Below are 17,832 nucleotides of genomic sequence, written 5' to 3'. Positions count from 1 at the left end.
AATAAGCAGCGCATCCGATGGAGGCTTGGTGATTCACTAAGCCGATTTTAAGAATAGGCTGCCATAGTGCGGGTTCCGAACACGACGAGCAAAGTCGACGCTTTGGAAACCTACAGGATTTCATCATGCTCGAGCTGCCCAAGCTATCACTTGTCATCATCGTCCACGACGCTTCTCACCGCGTCGAACACGTGGTCGCGGAGGCATCCAGTGCGCTTCGGCACGCTACCGCCCTGGAGTTCGTGATCATCGACGACGCCTCGGGCGGGAGCGACCACGATCGCTTGGCACGCCTGGCCGCTACCGATGACCGGATCAGGCTCTATCGCCACTCCACGCCCACCGGCAGCGACGCCGCGTCGTGGCGAGCCGGCAATCTGGCGCGGGGCGAGTGGATCGCGACGCTGGCCGCCGATGGCCGGGATGACCCCCACGACATCCCCGACATGCTCTGCGAGGCAGAGCACCAGGGGTTGACGCTGGTCGAGGGGATTCCCCTCGACCCTCGCTGTCGCTGGAAGCGAGCCCTCTTCCGCGTCTTCAGAAGCGCTGGCATCGAACTCGCCGATGGCGACGGCTGCGGTCTGCGCCTGGTCAAGCGGGAAGCGCTGGTGGCACTGCCATCCGTCGACAAGCTGCAGCGATTCCTCCCGCTGCTGATTCGTCGCCGTGGCGGCCAGACTGGCAGCTACCGGGTCAACCTCCGGGCGCCCTCGGCCCACGCCTCTCCCTGGCGATTGGCTGCCGGATCGTTGGGGCACGCCCGGGACTGGCTCGGCATGTGGTGGCTGTCCCGCCGCTGGCACTCCAGCCACCGGCCCGCCAAACGCCGGATGCGGGTCTACGCTCGCTGATATCGGACAGCAGCCCCACTCCGTGGACGGCGTCATGGCAGTGAACGAGCGCCGTCAACTCGCGGGCGAGCCTAGCGATAGCGCCTGCCCCGATACTCCAGCCATCCACCCACCCTGTCGCCACCGGGATCGTGATGGGTCCAGTGGATGACGCCGCCCCGGGCATTCCAGACATATTCGCCCCGAAAACCTAGACGACTGCCCGGTTCGAGAGATTCGATCCGCGGGGCCAGGTCGATATTGTGGGCAATCAACAAGGTCTGGCCAGTGTCGAGCGCGACGATGATCCGCTGGTGGCGACTCCCGTCGAGATCGTCCGGCAGCACCCGCAAGACCCGCCCCGAGGCCTCGATCCAGAAGTCATCTCTTCGCGCCTCGAAGGCGTGCTGCAACCGCGCCTCGGCCGTAACGGACGTCTGGTCACCGGGCGAATGAGACGAGAGCCCAAGCGTCCCCTTCCCGCCTAACCCGGCTGTCAGCAGCAGGGTCAGGAGCGCCACCAGCAGACAGGCGCCTGCCCAACGCCATAACCGCGGCGGGATTCGCTGACGCATAAGCTCCCCCATACCTCTGCCCGACCTGCCGCCGCCCATGCTCAGGACAACGAGGTTTCAGGATCGACAGGCACAAAAAAACGAGCCAGGCCGGCTCGCCATAGGATAGGTATTATCGACGCCGAGGCCAAAGAAGTGGGCGACGTTAGACAAAAAAGAAGCCGGACCCAATTCAGGCCCGGCCTACGCTGTGCGCCCGTCCTGGGCTACTAGATCAGAGTGCGATAGCGCGATGGAGTTCCTCGAAAAATCAAAAAAACTCCCATACCCTTCGCTTCCGCGGTTAGTCGGCACTCTCGTCCAGCTCCTCGACGCCGCGTTTCCATAGCCCAATCAATGACCTGGGTGCTGCACTCTCGTCCAGTTCCCATTCACGCCGGGGACACCCTGCCGACACCTCCAGCGTGACCCGAAAGGAACGCCGGTCGGCTCCCGCCGAGGCCGACTCGCCGCCATGCCGATCGAGTTCCTCGAGCACCGCCTGGAGTCGGCGTCGCTGATGCTCGTTCAGTTGCCTGCACTCGATCTTGCGCGGCGCCGACAGTCCAGGCGTCACGACGAATCCCCCTTCACGGGTGACGATGATCACGCTGGTCGGTTCGAGGAGGTCATTGCCGCTCGATCCGTTGCCGGTCATGACAGGACGCCCACATCGACCCACGCCTGGTTGACGGCCCGCATGGCAGCGCTGTCGCTACCGAAGCGCTTGGCGGCACAATCGACCGTCAACCGGGCAAATTGGACAAAATCGCCATCGCGTTGCAGACGTGAATCGGTCAGCGCATCGAACCAGACCGGCCCCGCCTGCTCCCAGGCAAACCCGCCCAGGCTGGTAGCCGCCAGGTAGAATGCCCGGTTGGGAATACCCGAATTGATATGTACCCCACCATTGTCCGATGACGTTCGCACGAAGTCGTCCATATGCCCCGGCTGAGGATCCTTGCCCAGTACCGGGTCGTCATAGGCGGTTCCCGGCTTGGCCATCGAGCGCAGCGCCCGACCATTGACCCGGTCGGTCAAGAGTCCCTCGCCGATCAGCCAGTCCGCCTCCTCGACGTTCTGCTCGAAGTGGTGCTGCTTGACCATGACGCCAAAGACATCCGCCAGGGATTCGTTCAGGGCGCCGGACTGATCCGCGTAGACGAGACCGGCCTCGCGCTCGATGACGCCATGGGTCAACTCGTGAGCGACCACATCCAGCGCCGCCGTGAAGCGGTTGAACAGCTCGCCGTCGCCGTCGCCGAACACCATCTGGGCGCCATTCCAGAAGGCGTTGTCATAATCCTCGCCATAGTGAACCGTGCCCAGCAACGCCATCCCGTCACCATCGATGGAGTCGCGCTCGAAGACCTGCCAGTAGAACAGATGCGTGGCACCCAGCCACTGATACGCCTCGTCCACGGCGACATCCCCGCTTTCCGGTGCCCCCTCCTCCCGTACCAGATTGCCGGGTAGGGTCTGCTGGTTACCGGCGGAGTAGATATATCGCGCGGCCTGGCCCGGCCGGCCGCTGTCCGCCGGGCGAGCCATGGGCGCGGCAGCGTTGCGCAGCCGGAACTGGGCGTCGGCCTGCAGCGTCATCCGCGCGCATTGCTGAAGCCTCGTGTTGCCGTGAGACATGATGCGTTCGAGAACGTGGGGCGGCATGAAGCCCGCGAGCGCCCTGGAGCCGTGCATTTCGACCATGCGATTACCTCCTGTGCCATGAAGCTCGAGGTTTTCAGTGTGGTCCAATCTGCGCCATGTCTCCGCTGTGCCAATGTTCCTTTTTGTCAACGAGGCGGCCAATGGCCAAGCCCCTGGCCACTCCCGGCCAGGGTCGCCCCTCCGACGATCTCGGCGCGCCACTGGAGAGCGCGGCAGACGATAGCGCTACTCGCGAACGGCCGAGCGCAAGCCGCTATTGGCCAGCGACAAGCCGTAGGTTGCGGGCTGAACAGCGCCTTCCAGACGCCCCAACTGGTCGAGATCCCGCTGCGCCAGCACTAGATCCAGCCGGCGCCGCGGACTGTTGGCATTGAGCACCATGTGAACCTGCGATGGACGGGCTTGCGCATCCAGACGTTGCACCCAGGCCAGGGCCCCGCTGGAATAACGGGCCAGCGATCCCACCGGCGTGACCCCGAACAGCCGCACGTAGCGCCGGGCCCATCTGTTATCGAAAGCCGTCGCCTCGCCCAGCACATGGCGGTAAGCCTCGACCAGCGACCAGGCAGCGCGGTCGGCACGTGGTCGCGTCAAGGCATCGATGACGTCCACCACCGCGATCATCCGGCCGAGCTCGCCGATGGCGGCACCATGGAGCCCGAGCGGATAGCCGCTGCCGTCGAGCCTCTCGTTGACCTGCCCGACCACCTGCGCGGCGATCTCTGGCGACAGCCAGCGGCAATCGGCCACACGTTCGCTTATCCGATGAACGTGGCCCGGCAGCAGTGCCCGCTGCGCCTCGGTCAGTCCATCGCGACTCTCCAGCAGATCGCTCGGCAACGACGCCTTGCCCAGGTCGTGCACCAGGGCGCTGGCCGCGACCGCCTTCAAGGTTTCGCTGTCGAATCCTTGCTGGCGCGCCAGATCGACGGCCCGGATCGCCACGACCAACGCATGTTGCACGGCCACGGGCTCCGCATCGAGATAGCCCATGGCGTAAAGCAGCGACTCACGCCCCGGCCCGCCGAGAGCGATGATCGTATCCGCATGACGCGACAGCAGCGTGGACGATATCGTGCCGCCGTTCTGGAGCTGCAGGCTCTGCGCATTGAGATAGTCCGCGACCCGCTGCAACTGCCGAGCGACCGTATTGCCGACCGTAGCCGCAGGCTTCTCCGCGGCGATTCCGGAAGGGGGCTGCGGAAGCCGACGCCCGCTCGGGGTCAGGAACAGCCCCGAGGGTTCCAGGGGCTTCTCGCTACTCTGTGCCCGCCTGGCATCTTCACGCTCGATCTCCTTGACACAAAACCAGAGCATGCGCTCGCTATCGATCGGAAGTTCGTCGAACTCGCAGCCGACCAGTGCCCTTGTCCATTCATCGTTGGTGCGGATGTGTCGGACGTGCCCCTTGAGTTCGAGACGCTGCTGATTGGGAAAATGCAGTTCCAGGGAAAAGATGGGCTGGTCGGGTGTCAGCGCCACCGCATCGGCCAGCCGCATCGACAGCAGGCACCCGCCGAGCGACAGGTTGCAGAGGTCGGCATCCACGACGGGCGCACCCTCCGCGAGGGTGAGGCGGGTACCGACGCCCATCTCGGCACGCAGCGGCGCGCGAAACGTGCCGCGGCGATGGATGGTGCTCAGGTAGTCGGGATAGGTACAACGAAACCGGACGCGTGACGTATCCTCCAACCGCTCCATCACGGCCAGCGGAGACGTTCGAACCAGTGCTCCCATGACATGGCCCACAAGGTGGAATGAATCCCCCTTCTCCAGAGGATCCGCCAGCGCCGGCACGGCCGACACGTCGATGACGAGCGCCTCGTCGACGGTGACATCGTCCAGCAGCACCGGCCAGGACGCGCTGCCTGCGTGGTTGAACGCGAGATTGACGCCGCCCTGCAGGCAGAGCGGCTCCAGCCACTCCCACTTGGCCTTGGCTTGATGGATGTCCGTCGAGGCAGAGTCAGACATGGAAGCTCCGATAACGAAAAGCAGTCACAAAAGCATAAATGTAAAGCTATGTAAGCTATCGTTATCGGCCATCGCGCCTTGAACTTAACGTCCGACGCGCGTCACTCGCCCCGCGATAGTTCTTCCAGTTCGGCGGCAGAGTAGCCGAGCAGGTAGAGCAAGCCGTCCAGCCCCAGGGTAGAGACCGACTGCCGTGCCTGACGGCGCACCAGCGGCTTGGCGTGAAAGGCCACGCCGAGCCCAGCCGTCGCCAGCATCTCGAGGTCGTTGGCGCCATCGCCCACGGCCACGGTCTGGGCCAGGTCCCACCCCTCGCGCTCGGCGATCTGCCTGAGCATCATCGCCTTGCGCCCGGCATCGACGATCGGCTCGGCGACCTCGCCGGTCACCTTGCCGTCGCGGATCACCAGCTCGTTGGCGTGGATCTCGTCGAAACCGAGGCGCTGCTGCAGGTGACAAGCGAAATAGGTGAACCCACCGGAGAGGATCGCGGTCCGGTAACCCAGACGCTTGAGATAGCGCATCAGTCGCTCCAGCCCCGGCATCAGCGGCAATGACTCGGCGACCTCCGCCAACACCGACTCATCCAGGCCCTCGAGCTTGCTCATGCGTTCACGGAAGCTCTGCTGGAAGTCGAGTTCGCCACGCATGGCGCGCTCGGTCACGCTGGCGACCTCCTCGTAGACGCCATGTCGGCGCGCCAGCTCGTCGATGACCTCGGCCTGGATCAGCGTCGAATCCATATCGAAACAAATCAGCCGACGATGTCGGCGCCAGGCATTCGATCGCTGCAACGCCACGTCGACCCCGAAGCGCTCGCTCAACGCCAGGATCTTTTCGCGCAGTGACACCGCATCTTCTATCGCGCCGCCGAGCCGCCACTCCAGGCAAGCGCCGGCGCCGGCCGGCGAGGCGTCCATGTCGAGCTGGCCCGCGGCGGACAACCGTTTGACACGCTCGATGATCAACCCGTGCTCGGCGGTCAACGCGCCGACTTCCGCCATGACCTCGGCGGACAACCGGGGGGCCATCAGGGTCAGCACCCAGCGAGCGTCCTTGGCCACGTCCGCCCATAGCGCTTCACTCTCGGCAGATACCTTCTCGACCCGGCAGTCCAGCCCGAACACGTCGCCGGCCGTCGGCAGCATGGCCCCGAGATCGTCGGCGGTTTCGACCAGTGCCTCCAGTGTCACCTCGCCGAAAGCGACGTGCTGGCTCAAGTCCAGTAGGCGGCAGTTGGCGCTGACCAGCGCCGTACCCAGTGCAGCCGTCTGACCTGGTCGCGCCGGGCCGGTGGCTCGCACCACAAAACGTTGTGACATCTTTTCCCCACGAGGCGCCCGAGGCGCCCTCTCTTTATAGATTCAACCGACCGTCAGCCATGGCAGAGGCGTTGTCGACGCTCGTCGCTGATGACGAGACCCAACGATGCCCCTCAGGACTCGACCTCGAGCCGATCCACTTTCTGGAAGCCACGCGCCAGCTTGCTGCCTCGACGGCCACGCTCGCCGGAATAGTAGTCGAGATCGCCCGCTTTCAGCGTCTGCTTGCGCCGGCCGGCGTGTACGATCAGCGCCGCACCCTCCGGCAGCAGCACCAGGTCGCGCACGAACTCCTCGCGATTGGCGGCCCGCTGACCGGGGATCGAGATCATCTTGTTACCCTTGCCCTTGGCCATCTCCGGCAACTGGGAAAGGTCGAACACCAGCAGCCGACCCTCGTTGGACACCACCGCCACCCGAATGTTGTCGCCCGCGGGAATCGCCTGCGGCGGTATCACGTTGCAGCCGGCGGGCACCGACAGCACCGCCTTGCCCGCCTTGTTCTTGCCGAGCAGATCCTCGAGCTTGACCACGAAACCGTAGCCGGCATCGGAGGCGAGCAGATAGCGTGCGTCGGGCACGTCGAGCATCAGCCCGATCATCGACGATCCGGCCGGCGGATTGATTCGCCCGGTCACCGGCTCCCCCTGCCCCCGCGCCGAAGGCAGGTTGTGCGCGGAGAGGGTGTAACTGCGACCGCTGTCATCGAGCAGTACGAGCGGCTGATTGGTCTTGCCGCGGGTGGCGAGATGGAACTTGTCGCCCGCCTTGTAGGAGAGCCCGGCGGGATCGATATCGTGACCGCGGGCGGCCCGAATCCAGCCTTTCTCGGAGAGCACCACGGTGACCGGGTCGGCACCGACCAGCTCGACCTCGGAGAGCGCCCTGGCCTCGGCCCGCTCGACCAGCGGCGAACGACGGGCATCGCCGTAGGTTTCAGCCGCCTCACGCAGCTCCCTCTCGATCAGGTCGGTCATTGCCGTTTCGCTGCCCAGCAGCTTCTTCAGACGCTTGCGCTCGGCCTCGAGTTCGTCCTGCTCGCCACGGATCTTCATCTCCTCGAGCTTGGCGAGGTGACGCAGGCGCAGTTCCAGAATCGCCTCGGCCTGGCGATCGCTGAGGCCGAAGGCGCTCATCAGTGCCGGCTTGGGCACGTCCTCCTCGCGAATGATGCGAATCACTTCGTCGATATTGAGGTAGGCGACCAGCAGGCCCTCGAGGATATGCAGGCGATCCTCGACCTTGCCGAGGCGATGCTCCAGACGCCGGCGCACGGTAGTACGCCGGAACATCAGCCATTCGCCGAGCATCTCGTTCAGCGGCATCACCCGCGGCCGGCCGTCGAGAGCGATCACGTTGAGATTGACGCGGATGTTCTTCTCGAGATCGGTGGTGGCGAACAGGTGCGCCATCAGCCCCTCGACATCGATACGGTTGGAGCGCGGCTCGATCACCAGCCGGGTCGGCGTCTCGTGGGTCGACTCGTCGCGCAGATCCGCCACCATCGGCAGTTTCTTGGCCTGCATCTGTGCGGCGATCTGCTCCAGCACCTTGGCCCCGCTGACCTGGTACGGTACCGCGGTGATGACGATATTGCCGTCCTCGCGCTCGTAGCGGGCACGCAGCTTGACCGAGCCGCGACCGGTTTCGTAGAGCTTGCGTAGATCGCTGGCCGGCGAAATGATCTCGGCATCCGTCGGGAAGTCCGGTGCCGGCAGATGCGTCATCAGATCGGCGACGCTGGCCTCGGGCTGGCGCAGCAGGTGGCAGGTCGCCTCGACCACTTCCACCACGTTGTGGGGTGGGATATCGGTCGCCATGCCGACGGCGATGCCGGTACCGCCATTGAGCAGCACGTGGGGAAGTCGCGACGGCAGCACCGCCGGTTCGTTCATGGTGCCGTCGAAATTGGGCGTCCAGTCGACGGTGCCCTGGCCCAGCTCCGTCAGCAGCGTCTCGGAGAAGCGCGACAGCCGCGCTTCGGTATAGCGCATGGCGGCGAAGGACTTGGGATCGTCCGGGCTCCCCCAGTTGCCCTGGCCGTCGACCAGCGGGTAGCGGTAACTGAACGACTGCGCCATCAGCACCATCGCCTCGTAGCAGGCGCTGTCACCATGAGGGTGGAATTTACCCAATACGTCGCCGACGGTACGCGCCGACTTCTTGTACTTGGCATTGGCATTCAGCGCCAGCTCGCGCATGGCGTAAACGATGCGCCGCTGCACCGGTTTCATGCCGTCGCCGATGTGCGGCAACGCCCGGTCGAGGATCACGTACATCGAATAATCGAGATACGCCTTCTCGGTGTACTCCTTGAGCGAGAGGCGCTCGACGTCGCCCTCCGCCACCTGGATATCCATGGTCATTTATCGATTCCTATTCAACGATTCGATCTCCCGATCGTTGCCTCTCGACATCCCTCGAGGGCATCGCCGAGCGTGTCTCAGACAAGGCGAACGATGAGCGACGAAGCGGAGTTGACTGGGAGCATTCGGCGCTCAGCGTTCAACGCCGTATGAGCCACGCGCAGGCATGCTCAGACTTCGATCTCCGCCAGATTGCCGTAATCTTCCAGCCAGCTCTTGCGATCCCCCGCCCGCTTGCGCGCCAGCAGCATGTCCATCATCTCCAGCGTGCCGTCGTTGAGTTCCCGGGTCAGTTGGACCAGCCGCCGGGTATCGACCGCCATGGTGGTCTCGCGCAGCTGTAGCGGACTCATCTCGCCCAGGCCCTTGAAACGCTGCACGTTGGGCGTGCCCCGCTTGCCCTCCAGACGCTTGAGCGTCGCCGCCTTCTCGCTCTCGTCGAGGGCATAGAAGACCTCCTTGCCCAGATCGATTCGGTAGAGCGGCGGCATGGCGACGAAGACGTGACCGGCATCGACCAGCGCCGGGAAGTGGCGCACGAACAGCGCGCACAGCAGTGTGGCGATATGGAGACCATCGGAGTCGGCATCGGCGAGAATGCAGACCTTGTGGTAACGCAGCTTGGAGAGGTCGTCGCTACCCGGATCGAGGCCGATCGCCACGGCGATGTCATGAACTTCCTGCGAGCTGTAGATATCGGCGGATTCGACTTCCCAGGTGTTGAGGATCTTGCCGCGCAGCGGGAGGATCGCCTGGGTCTCCCGGTTGCGCGCCTGCTTGGCGCTGCCCCCTGCGGAGTCCCCCTCGACCAGGAACAGCTCGCTCGAGACCGGATCCTGACCGGAGCAGTCGGCCAGCTTGCCGGGCAAGGCGGGTCCTGAGGTGATCTTCTTGCGCGCCACCTTCTTGGCGCTCTTCTGGCGTCGCTGGGCGGCGTTGATCACCAGTTCGGCCAGCTGCTCCGCCTGGTCGACATGGTGGTTGAGCCACAGCGAGAAGGCATCCTTGACCACACCGGAGACGAACCCCGCCACCGTGCGCGACGACAGACGCTCCTTGGTCTGACCGGCGAACTGCGGGTCGAGCATCTTGATCGAGAGGACGAACGACACCTTCTCCCACAGGTCCTCCGGGCTCAGCTTGACGCCGCGCGGCAGCAGGCTGCGGTACTCGCAGAACTCGCGCACCGCCTCGAGCAGACCACTGCGAAAACCGTTGACGTGAGTACCGCCGAGCGGCGTGGGGATCAGGTTGACGTAGGACTCCAGCACCGGCTCGCCGCCCTCCGGCAGCCACTGGATCGCCCAGTCGACACCCTGCTCGTCGTCCTCGAAATGGCCGGTGAACGGCGACGCCGGCAGTACCTTGAAACCGTCCACCGCCTGGGCCAGATAGTCGCGTAGACCGTCTTCGTACTGCCAGACGTTCTCGGCGCCGTCGGACTCCTTGAGCACCACCTTGAGGCCCGGACAGAGCACGGCCTTGGCGCGCAGCAGGTGCTTCAACTTCGGCAGCGACAGTCTGGGACTGTCGAAGTATTCGACTTCCGGCCAGAAGCGCACGACCGTACCCGTGGCCCGCTTGGCACAGCTGCCGATGACCGAGAGCTCCTCGGCCTTCTCGCCCTTCTCGAAGGCGATGCCGTAGCGATTGCCCTCGCGACACACCTCGACTTCGAGGCGCGTCGACAGCGCATTGACCACCGAGACGCCAACCCCGTGCAGCCCCCCGGAAAAGCGGTAGCTCGACTGGGAGAATTTGCCGCCGGCGTGGAGCCGCGTCAGGATCAGTTCCACCCCGGTCACGCCGTGCTCGGGATGCACGTCGATCGGCATGCCCCGCCCGTCGTCGGAAACCTCGATCCCGCCATCCGCCAGCAGCACGACGCGGATCTCGCGCGCATGCCCCGCGAGCGCCTCGTCGACGCTGTTGTCGATGACTTCCTGCACCAGGTGGTTGGGACGGGAGGTGTCGGTATACATACCCGGTCGTTTACGAACCGGATCGAGGCCGGAGAGTACCTCGATGGAGCTAGCACTGTATTGCGTCATGCAGGGTCTCGCCGTATTGACTGGATCAATGTTCACGGGGTCAGCGTCGCGACGATCATACACGACTGGTCAAATATCCAGTATCGGTTTCGCCACTCGCCGTCGGCTGGCCAGGATCATGATATCGAGAACGGGGTCGGCACCTGCCAGCCGCCGTGGGCGAACAGTACCGGCAGATAGTCGTGCAGCACCTCGAAGCCGTGATCGCCACCGGGATGGATCAACGTGCGACTGCCAGCATAGGCGCGTACCGCGTCACGGCAATCCAGCGTCTCGTCGTCACTGCCCAGCAGCAGCAGATAGCGCGACGGCTGCACGATGCGGTCCCACTGCTGTGAGGTCAATTGATCGAAATAGCTATTGTCGATCGTGAAACGCTCGCCGGACGCCTCGTTGACCAGCGTCTGTCCCAGGTAATCGGCCACGAAGCGGGCCGGCCTGACCGCCGGATTGATCAGCACGGCGCGCAGGCCATGGCGCTCCGCCAGCAGCGTGGCCAGAAAGCCGCCCATGGAACTGCCGACCACCAGCGTGTTCTCGCGCCCCAGGACCTCGAGGGCCGACTCCGCCTGCGCCAGGGCCAGATCCGGGCGGTGCGACAGGTCCGGCGTCAGGCAGGCGAAAGGACGCTCATGGTGACGCGCCAACGCTTCGCAGGCCGCCTTGACCAGCCGGGCCTTGGGAGAAGCGCTGCTGCTGTTGAAGCCGTGCAGGTAGAGCAGCGCCCTGACGGGCTGCACGGCCGGGGTCGGCTCGGCTAGCACCGGCCGCCCCTGAGCTTCCGCGACGTCACCGCGACGTCTGCCCTCTCCAGATCGCCTCGATCAGGCCACGACTGGAGTCGTCGAGACTATCCAGACCGCTCTGCTTGGCAATGATCTCCTCGGTTTCGGTGGCGATCTTCTTGCCCAGCTCGACGCCCCACTGGTCGAACGAATCGATGTCCCAGATCACGCCCTGCACGAACACCTTGTGCTCATAGAGAGCGATCAGAGCACCCAGCGTGGCCGGATTGAGACTGTCGAACATCAACGTGGAGGATGGCTGGTTGCCACGGTAGCGCATGTAGCTGGGCGGCGTACTCTCGGACTTCACGGCATCGTCGCCCAGCATCAGCACCCGGGACTGCGCGAAGCAGTTGGCCAGTGCCAGCCGGTGCTGAGCCATCAAGTCGTCACGAAAGCGCTCGTCCTCGACATCGTTGTAGCGATTGACCGGCGCGATGAAATCGCACGCCACCGGCTGCGTCCCCTGGTGCAGCAACTGATAGAACGCGTGCTGGCCGTTGGGCCCGATCTCGCCCCAGATCACCGGGCAGGTGGAGTAGTCGACCACGGCGTCGCCATTGGTCACCGACTTGCCGTTGGACTCCATCTCCAACTGCTGGAAATAGCCCGGCAGGTGCTTGAGCCGGCCGTCGTAGGGCAGTACCGCATGGGAGCGGATATCCAGGAAGTTGACGTTCCAGATGCCGATCAGCCCCAGCTGTACCGGCAGGTTCTCCGCCAGGTCGGCGGTGCGGAAATGCTCGTCCATGGCATGGGCCCCCGCCAGCAGCTGGCGGAAGTTGTCCATGCCGACACGAATGGCGATCGGCAGGCCGATGGCGCTCCACAGCGAGTAGCGACCACCGACCCAGTCCCAGAACAGCAGCTGGTTGGCGGGGTCGATGCCCCACTCGGTCATCTTCTCGGGCTTGGTGGAGACGCCGACGAAATGGAAGCGCTTGATCAGCGCTTCGTCGCCGCCCAGGCGCGTCGAGATCCAGTCCAGCGCAGTGGACGCGTTGGAAAGCGTGTCGATGGTGCCGAAGGACTTGGACGACAGGATGAACAGGGTCGTCTCGGGATTGAGCCAGCTCAGGAAGTCCGCCAGCTGGGAGCCGTCCATGGTGGAGGCGAAGTGCGTCGATACCTCGAACACGTCGTCGGGCTCGAAGTCGGTGAGCGCAGAGGTGACCATCAGCGGCCCCAGGTCCGAACCGCCGACGCCGAGGTTGACCACGTCGGTGATCGGCTTGCCGGTGGCACCACGCCACTGCCCGTTGAGCAGCTTGTTGACCAGCGTCTCCATCTTGTCGAGGGTGGCATGGACCTCGCCGACCACGTCGACACCCTCGACCTCGAGCTGGGCCTCGCGTGGCAGACGCAGCGCCGTGTGCAGCGCGGGTCGGTCCTCGGTCCGGTTGACCCGTTCGCCCGACAGCAGGCGCTGGATCGCGTCAGGCACGCCGGCATCCCGTGCCAACGAGAGCAACCCTTCCCGGACTTCCGTCGTCCAGCGCTGCTTGGAAAGGTCCATCTGGATCCCGGCGGCTTCCAGGTAGAACGTTTCGAAACGTGGTGACTGCTGGAACAGGGTCTTCAGATGAATATCCCGCATGCCACCCTCGAGCTGCTGCTCGAGCGCTTTCCATGCCTGGGTTTCGCGAATCGACATCTATGGCTCTCCTTGTCACGTGCAGCGAAGAGACGCAAAACGTACACTATGGCCGCAGCGGGCATGCCACAGTCGCTTCGCTCGCTTCACGCTCTCCCAATTAAGAATATCTTCCGGCAATGACTGACGCATCTTACCGTGACGCCATCTTTTCGACACCCCTCGATCGCGTGGCGAGCTTTTCCTTCGACGAGCGGGTCGTGGCCTGCTTTCCGGATATGGTCCGACGCTCGATACCCGGCTATGGCCAGATTCTCGGCATGTTCGGCGTCATCGCCGAACGCCACCTGCGTCACGGCGCTCACGTCTACGATCTGGGTTGCTCGCTGGGGGCGGTCGGTCTGGCGCTGGCCGGAAGGCTGCCCGCCGATGCCTTCGAACTGACCGGCGTCGATCTCTCCCCGACGATGATCGGCCGCGCCCGTGAGATCGCCGCCGTCGAGAGCCCCGACCACCGGATGCAGTTCGTCGAGGGTGACATCCGCCGGCTGGACTATCGGGCCAGCGGCATGATCGTGCTCAACTTCACCCTGCAGTTTCTGCCACCGGCGGATCGCGATGCCGTCATTGCCAAGCTGTTCGCGGCGCTGGAGCCCGGTGGCATCCTGGTGCTCTCCGAGAAGATCGTTGCGGAGGACGAACAGGAGAACGCCTGGCTGGTGGAGCGCTACCACGATTTCAAGCGAGCCAACGGCTACAGCGAGATGGAGATCAGCCAGAAGCGCACCGCGCTGGAGAACGTGCTGGTGCCGGATACGCTGGCCACGCACCACGAACGGCTGACGCAGGCCGGATTCTCGCGGGTGACGACCTGGTTCCAGTATCTCAACTTCGCCTCTCTCATCGCCTTCAAGGACAAGGACGCGCTCACCGGGACCAAGGCGGCCACCCAGAATGCCTGACCCGAGTCCCCGCACGCTCGCGGAAGCCGAGCGCCGTCTCTATCTGGCCTTTCTCGATCAGGGTCTGACTCGCTGGCTGGCCGCCCTGCCCGAGCAGCTCGCCCGCGGGCTCGACCGCCAGCGCCACGGTGATCTGCCGGCGTGGGAGAAGGCGGTGGCCAAGCTGCCTGCGCTCCCTGCGATGCGCGATGTCGGCCTGACTGACGACACCGTGGCGGTGGACGTCGAACTGAGCGACGCCGATCGCCGCCGCTGCGACAACCTGCTGCGTATTCTGATGCCGTGGCGCAAGGGCCCCTACCGGCTCGGCAGTGTCGAGATCGACACCGAGTGGCGCTCGGACTGGAAGTGGCAGCGCGTGGCTCCGCACCTCTCTCCGCTTGCCGGCCGCCGGGTGCTCGACGTCGGCGGCGGCAACGGCTACCACGCCTGGCGCATGGCCGGCGCCGGTGCCGCCTTCGTACTGGTGATCGACCCCTCGCCGCGCTTCTATTACCAGTTCCAGGCGGTGCGTCACTTCGTCGGCGACGCGGATGACTATCGCACCCATTTCCTGCCGGTGGGCATCGAGGACGTGCCGGAAAAGCTCGCCGCCTTCGATACCGTGTTCTCGATGGGCGTGCTCTATCACCGCGCCTCGCCGCTGGAGCATCTCCTCCAACTCAAGGATGCCCTCGCCCCCGGCGGCGAACTGGTGCTGGAGACCCTGGTGGTCGAAGGCGACGAACAGACCGTTTTCATGCCCGGTGAGCGCTACGCCAGCATGCCCAACGTCTACTTCCTGCCGTCGTCGCGGGCGCTGGCACACTGGCTCCAACGCTGCGGCTTCGAGGCGATCCGCTGCGTCGACGAGACCGTCACCAGTCTCGACGAGCAGCGCGCCACGGAGTGGATGACCTTCCATTCGCTGGCCGATTTTCTGGCCCCGGACGACCGCTCGAAGACGATCGAAGGCCACCCCGCGCCGCGCCGCGCCACGCTCATCGCACGCAAGCCCATGGGTTAGGTCGCGCTGCCTAGGGACAGGGCCCCGACTGGGTGTTGGCCTGGGTGATATTGCTCTTGGGGGGCACGCTGCAGATCAGCCAGACGTTACCGCCGATGACCGACCCCTTGCCGACCGTGATGCGACCCAGGATGGTCGCACCGGCATAGATGACCACGTCATCCTCGACGATGGGGTGGCGCGGCAGGCCCTTCTCCAGATGCCCTTTCTCATCCGCCGGAAAACGCTTGGCGCCCAGCGTGACCGCCTGGTAGAGACGCACGCGATTGCCGATGATCGCAGTCTCGCCAATCACCACGCCGGTGCCGTGATCGATGAAGAACCCCTCACCGATCTGCGCGCCGGGATGAATGTCGATACCGGTATCGGAGTGGGCCAGCTCGGCGATGATCCGCGCCACCAGCCCGGCCCCCGCCTGATAGAAGTAGTGCGCGATGCGATGGTAGATCACCGCATGAACGCCGGGATAGCAGAGCAGGACTTCATCGACGCTGCGCGCCGCCGGATCGCCGTAGAAAGCCGCCATGACATCGTCGTCGAGGCGACGACGCAGGCTCGGCAGGCTATCCGCGAAACCCTGGATGATCTGCGTTGCCGTGGCCGTATGCTCGGAAGCCTTGTCACCGCCGAGCCGCGCCATGTAGCGCAGTTCGAGCAGCACCTCCTCGTGCAGCGCGTTGAGCGCACGGTCCAGGGTATGGCCGACGTAGAAATCCTCGCTCTCCTTGCGCAGGTCGGAGGGTCCCAGGCGCATGGGGAAGATGGCCCCGCTCAGGAACTCCAGCGTCTCGCGGATGCGATGCCGCGACGGCAATTCCCGGCAGCCCTTCTCCTTCTCGCGACCGTTCTGGGCGCGCCACTGCTCGCGCGTGGCGCGGAGCTGGGACACGATGCCATCGAGCTGCCAGTTGACGTGCTGCATGAGGATTTCCTTTCAATCGCGGACGCAAGCGTCGGGCCGGAGCGACATGATACACCCCGCAGCCCCGGGACCAAACGCCACCGGAGGGCCGGGTCGGCGGCGATACGGCATGGGTTTCTGGCCCTTAGCGCCCCTCGCGTCCGACATCTTTCAGCAGCGCGCGCATGTCCTTCGCCTCCCAGTGTGGAAAGTGCTTGCGGATCAGCGCGTTGAATTCAACCTCGAACGCCCGCCAGTCGACGCTGCCAGCGACCTCGTCGGCCGCCCCTTCGACGGCACCGCGGATCAGTCCGGCCCCGACGGTGATATTGGTCAGCCGATCGATCACCACGAAGCTGCCGGTTCCCGGGCTCTTGCGGTAGTCGTCCAGCGGCACGCTCGCGGTCAGCTCGACCCGGCAGCGGCCGATGGCGTTGAGCGGCAGCGTTTCGGTCGCGTGGTGGCGAAGCGTATTGACGTCGATCTGATAATCGATGGCAGCGAACTTGCCGGCGATCTCCTGCGTACCGATCTTGAAATCGTAGAGACGACCCGGTTCGAGCGCGGTGTCATGCATCCAGACGATATCGGCGGTCAGCGCGCTGGACTGTGCCACCTCGGCGTTAGCCGCCACCAGCCAGTCGCCGCGGGAGATGTCGATCTCGTCCTGCAGCGTCACGGTAATCGCCTGGCCGGGATAGGCCTCCTCCAGATCGCCATCGAAGGTCACGATGCGCTCGACGGTGGAGCGCTTGCCCGATGGCAGCACCTTGACCGCCTGGCCGGGGCGCAGGATCCCGGCCTCTAGCGTGCCGCAGTAGCCGCGAAAATCGAGATTCGGGCGGTTGACGTACTGCACCGGCAGACGCAGATCGGAGAGATTCGAGTCGTGGGCGACCTCGACGCTCTCCAGTAGCTCGAGCATCGCAGGCCCGGGCCTGCCGTCGACCTGGTACCAGTCCATCTTCTCGCTGCGATTGACGACATTGTCACCGTCGAGGGCCGACATGGGGACGAAGCGAATGTCCGTGGCGTTCAGCTTTTCGGCGAACTCGCGATAGTCGGCGACGATCTCGTCGAAACGCGCCTCGGAATACTCGACCAGATCCATCTTGTTGACCGCGATCACCAGATGCTGGATGCCCAGCAGGTCGGCAATGAAGCTGTGACGCCGGGTCTGCACCTGCACGCCGTGGCGGGCATCGATCAGGATCACCGCAAGACTGGCGGTGGAGGCGCCGGTGGCCATGTTGCGGGTGTACTGCTCGTGGCCCGGCGTGTCGGCGATGATGAACTTGCGCTTGTCGGTGGAGAAGAAACGGTAGGCGACGTCGATGGTGATGCCCTGCTCCCGCTCCGACTGCAGGCCATCCACCAGCAGCGCCAGATCGACCTTGTCGCCGGTCGTTCCGCTGGTCTTCGACGCCAGGGTGATCGCCGCCAGCTGGTCCTCGTAGATCATCTTGGAGTCGTGCAGCAGCCGACCGATCAGGGTCGACTTGCCGTCGTCGACGCTGCCGCAGGTGATGAAGCGCAGCAGGTCTTTCTGCTCGTGCTCCTTCAAATAGGCATCGATGTTCTCTGAAATCTTTGGTGAAGCATGTGACATGGTTTCCTCCTGGACACGAGCGCTGCGAGCCACGAACTTCGGGCTACGAGCAGGCCGTGCTCTCCTCATGTTTGGCGGGTATGGTCAATGACTAGTGCTTCTGGCGAGTGCCACGAGTCTCGATAACCAGCTCGATGCTCGTAGCTCGTAGCTCAGAAGTACCCCTCCCGCTTCTTCTTCTCCATCGAGCCCACCTGGTCCCGGTCG

The 17,832-nt window shown here is 64.7% G+C and carries 14 protein-coding genes; 3 read left to right on the top strand and 11 right to left on the bottom strand.

Translation table 11 applies throughout. The annotated features are described in order from the left end of the window. The first annotated feature begins 125 nt into the window (after positions 1-125). A complete protein-coding gene (locus DOM45_RS11230) occupies positions 126-854 on the top strand; it encodes a glycosyltransferase (protein ID WP_110600587.1) in 729 nt (242 codons plus the stop codon). Positions 855-925: 71 nt separating this feature from the next. Here DOM45_RS11230 and DOM45_RS11225 read toward each other — a convergent pair whose 3' ends face one another. From DOM45_RS11225 to pgi, 9 genes are all read right to left on the bottom strand, one after another. After that, entirely contained in the window at positions 926-1,408 is a 483-nt protein-coding gene (locus DOM45_RS11225; protein ID WP_110601102.1) for a DUF3465 domain-containing protein, read from the bottom strand. Positions 1,409-1,691: 283 nt separating this feature from the next. Beyond that, positions 1,692-2,045, bottom strand: coding sequence for a protealysin inhibitor emfourin (locus DOM45_RS11220; RefSeq protein WP_110600585.1), 354 nt, complete (start codon positions 2,043-2,045; stop codon positions 1,692-1,694). Then, complete coding sequence (locus DOM45_RS11215; RefSeq protein ID WP_240612366.1) at positions 2,042-3,094, bottom strand: M4 family metallopeptidase; 1,053 nt, start codon at positions 3,092-3,094, stop codon at positions 2,042-2,044. Before DOM45_RS11215 ends, DOM45_RS11220 begins: the two co-directional genes overlap by 4 nt. A 186-nt stretch (positions 3,095-3,280) precedes the next feature. Further along, positions 3,281-5,029 carry an HD domain-containing phosphohydrolase gene (locus DOM45_RS11210; protein ID WP_110600584.1) on the bottom strand — a complete coding sequence of 583 codons (1,749 nt, stop codon included), beginning with the start codon at positions 5,027-5,029 and terminating at the stop codon, positions 3,281-3,283. Positions 5,030-5,130: 101 nt separating this feature from the next. Beyond that, entirely contained in the window at positions 5,131-6,351 is a 1,221-nt protein-coding gene (serB, locus tag DOM45_RS11205) for a phosphoserine phosphatase SerB (protein WP_110600582.1), read from the bottom strand. A 113-nt stretch (positions 6,352-6,464) separates the two neighbouring features. After that, positions 6,465-8,717, bottom strand: coding sequence for a DNA topoisomerase IV subunit A (gene parC / locus DOM45_RS11200; RefSeq protein ID WP_110600581.1), 2,253 nt, complete (start codon positions 8,715-8,717; stop codon positions 6,465-6,467). Between the two features lie 170 nt (positions 8,718-8,887). Then, positions 8,888-10,768 carry a DNA topoisomerase IV subunit B gene (gene parE / locus DOM45_RS11195; RefSeq protein WP_110600580.1) on the bottom strand — a complete coding sequence of 627 codons (1,881 nt, stop codon included), beginning with the start codon at positions 10,766-10,768 and terminating at the stop codon, positions 8,888-8,890. Positions 10,769-10,884: 116 nt separating this feature from the next. Further along, positions 10,885-11,532 carry a YqiA/YcfP family alpha/beta fold hydrolase gene (locus DOM45_RS11190; protein WP_110600578.1) on the bottom strand — a complete coding sequence of 216 codons (648 nt, stop codon included), beginning with the start codon at positions 11,530-11,532 and terminating at the stop codon, positions 10,885-10,887. Between the two features lie 25 nt (positions 11,533-11,557). Further along, entirely contained in the window at positions 11,558-13,207 is a 1,650-nt protein-coding gene (gene pgi / locus DOM45_RS11185) for a glucose-6-phosphate isomerase (RefSeq protein WP_110600576.1), read from the bottom strand. Between the two features lie 119 nt (positions 13,208-13,326). On the opposite strand from pgi, the gene cmoA reads away from it, so the two are divergent. Both cmoA and cmoB read left to right on the top strand, forming a co-directional pair. Beyond that, positions 13,327-14,109 carry a carboxy-S-adenosyl-L-methionine synthase CmoA gene (gene cmoA, locus DOM45_RS11180; RefSeq protein ID WP_110600574.1) on the top strand — a complete coding sequence of 261 codons (783 nt, stop codon included), beginning with the start codon at positions 13,327-13,329 and terminating at the stop codon, positions 14,107-14,109. Next, positions 14,102-15,115, top strand: a complete 1,014-nt coding sequence (cmoB, locus tag DOM45_RS11175; protein ID WP_110600572.1) for a tRNA 5-methoxyuridine(34)/uridine 5-oxyacetic acid(34) synthase CmoB — start codon at positions 14,102-14,104, stop codon at positions 15,113-15,115. Before cmoA ends, cmoB begins: the two co-directional genes overlap by 8 nt. Positions 15,116-15,125: 10 nt before the next feature. On the opposite strand, the gene epsC is transcribed toward cmoB, so the two are convergent. Together epsC and cysN are read right to left on the bottom strand one after the other, a co-directional pair. Beyond that, entirely contained in the window at positions 15,126-16,037 is a 912-nt protein-coding gene (gene epsC, locus DOM45_RS11170; protein WP_110600570.1) for a serine O-acetyltransferase EpsC, read from the bottom strand. A 124-nt stretch (positions 16,038-16,161) separates the two neighbouring features. Further along, complete coding sequence (gene cysN / locus DOM45_RS11165) at positions 16,162-17,625, bottom strand: sulfate adenylyltransferase subunit CysN (protein WP_110600568.1); 1,464 nt, start codon at positions 17,623-17,625, stop codon at positions 16,162-16,164. Between the last annotated feature and the right edge of the window lie 207 nt (positions 17,626-17,832).

Source organism: Salinicola lusitanus, assembly GCF_003206045.1.
GTDB classification, from domain to species: Bacteria; Pseudomonadota; Gammaproteobacteria; order Pseudomonadales; family Halomonadaceae; genus Salinicola; species Salinicola lusitanus.
Note: the sequence above shows the minus strand (reverse complement) of the source record. Positions and strands in the feature narration are given on the sequence as shown.

Bases quoted from the DNA above. Each gene is read 5' to 3' on its own strand.
- DOM45_RS11230 (WP_110600587.1), top strand. From the start codon at position 126: ATGCTCGAGCTGCCCAAGCTATCACTTGTCATCATCGTCCACGACGCT.
- DOM45_RS11225 (WP_110601102.1), bottom strand. From the start codon at position 1,408: ATGCGTCAGCGAATCCCGCCGCGGTTATGGCGTTGGGCAGGCGCCTGT.
- DOM45_RS11220 (WP_110600585.1), bottom strand. From the start codon at position 2,045: ATGACCGGCAACGGATCGAGCGGCAATGACCTCCTCGAACCGACCAGC.
- DOM45_RS11215 (WP_240612366.1), bottom strand. From the start codon at position 3,094: ATGGTCGAAATGCACGGCTCCAGGGCGCTCGCGGGCTTCATGCCGCCC.
- DOM45_RS11210 (WP_110600584.1), bottom strand. From the start codon at position 5,029: ATGTCTGACTCTGCCTCGACGGACATCCATCAAGCCAAGGCCAAGTGG.
- serB (WP_110600582.1), bottom strand. From the start codon at position 6,351: ATGTCACAACGTTTTGTGGTGCGAGCCACCGGCCCGGCGCGACCAGGT.
- parC (WP_110600581.1), bottom strand. From the start codon at position 8,717: ATGACCATGGATATCCAGGTGGCGGAGGGCGACGTCGAGCGCCTCTCG.
- parE (WP_110600580.1), bottom strand. From the start codon at position 10,768: ATGACGCAATACAGTGCTAGCTCCATCGAGGTACTCTCCGGCCTCGAT.
- pgi (WP_110600576.1), bottom strand. From the start codon at position 13,207: ATGTCGATTCGCGAAACCCAGGCATGGAAAGCGCTCGAGCAGCAGCTC.
- cmoA (WP_110600574.1), top strand. From the start codon at position 13,327: ATGACTGACGCATCTTACCGTGACGCCATCTTTTCGACACCCCTCGAT.
- cmoB (WP_110600572.1), top strand. From the start codon at position 14,102: ATGCCTGACCCGAGTCCCCGCACGCTCGCGGAAGCCGAGCGCCGTCTC.
- epsC (WP_110600570.1), bottom strand. From the start codon at position 16,037: ATGCAGCACGTCAACTGGCAGCTCGATGGCATCGTGTCCCAGCTCCGC.
- cysN (WP_110600568.1), bottom strand. From the start codon at position 17,625: ATGTCACATGCTTCACCAAAGATTTCAGAGAACATCGATGCCTATTTG.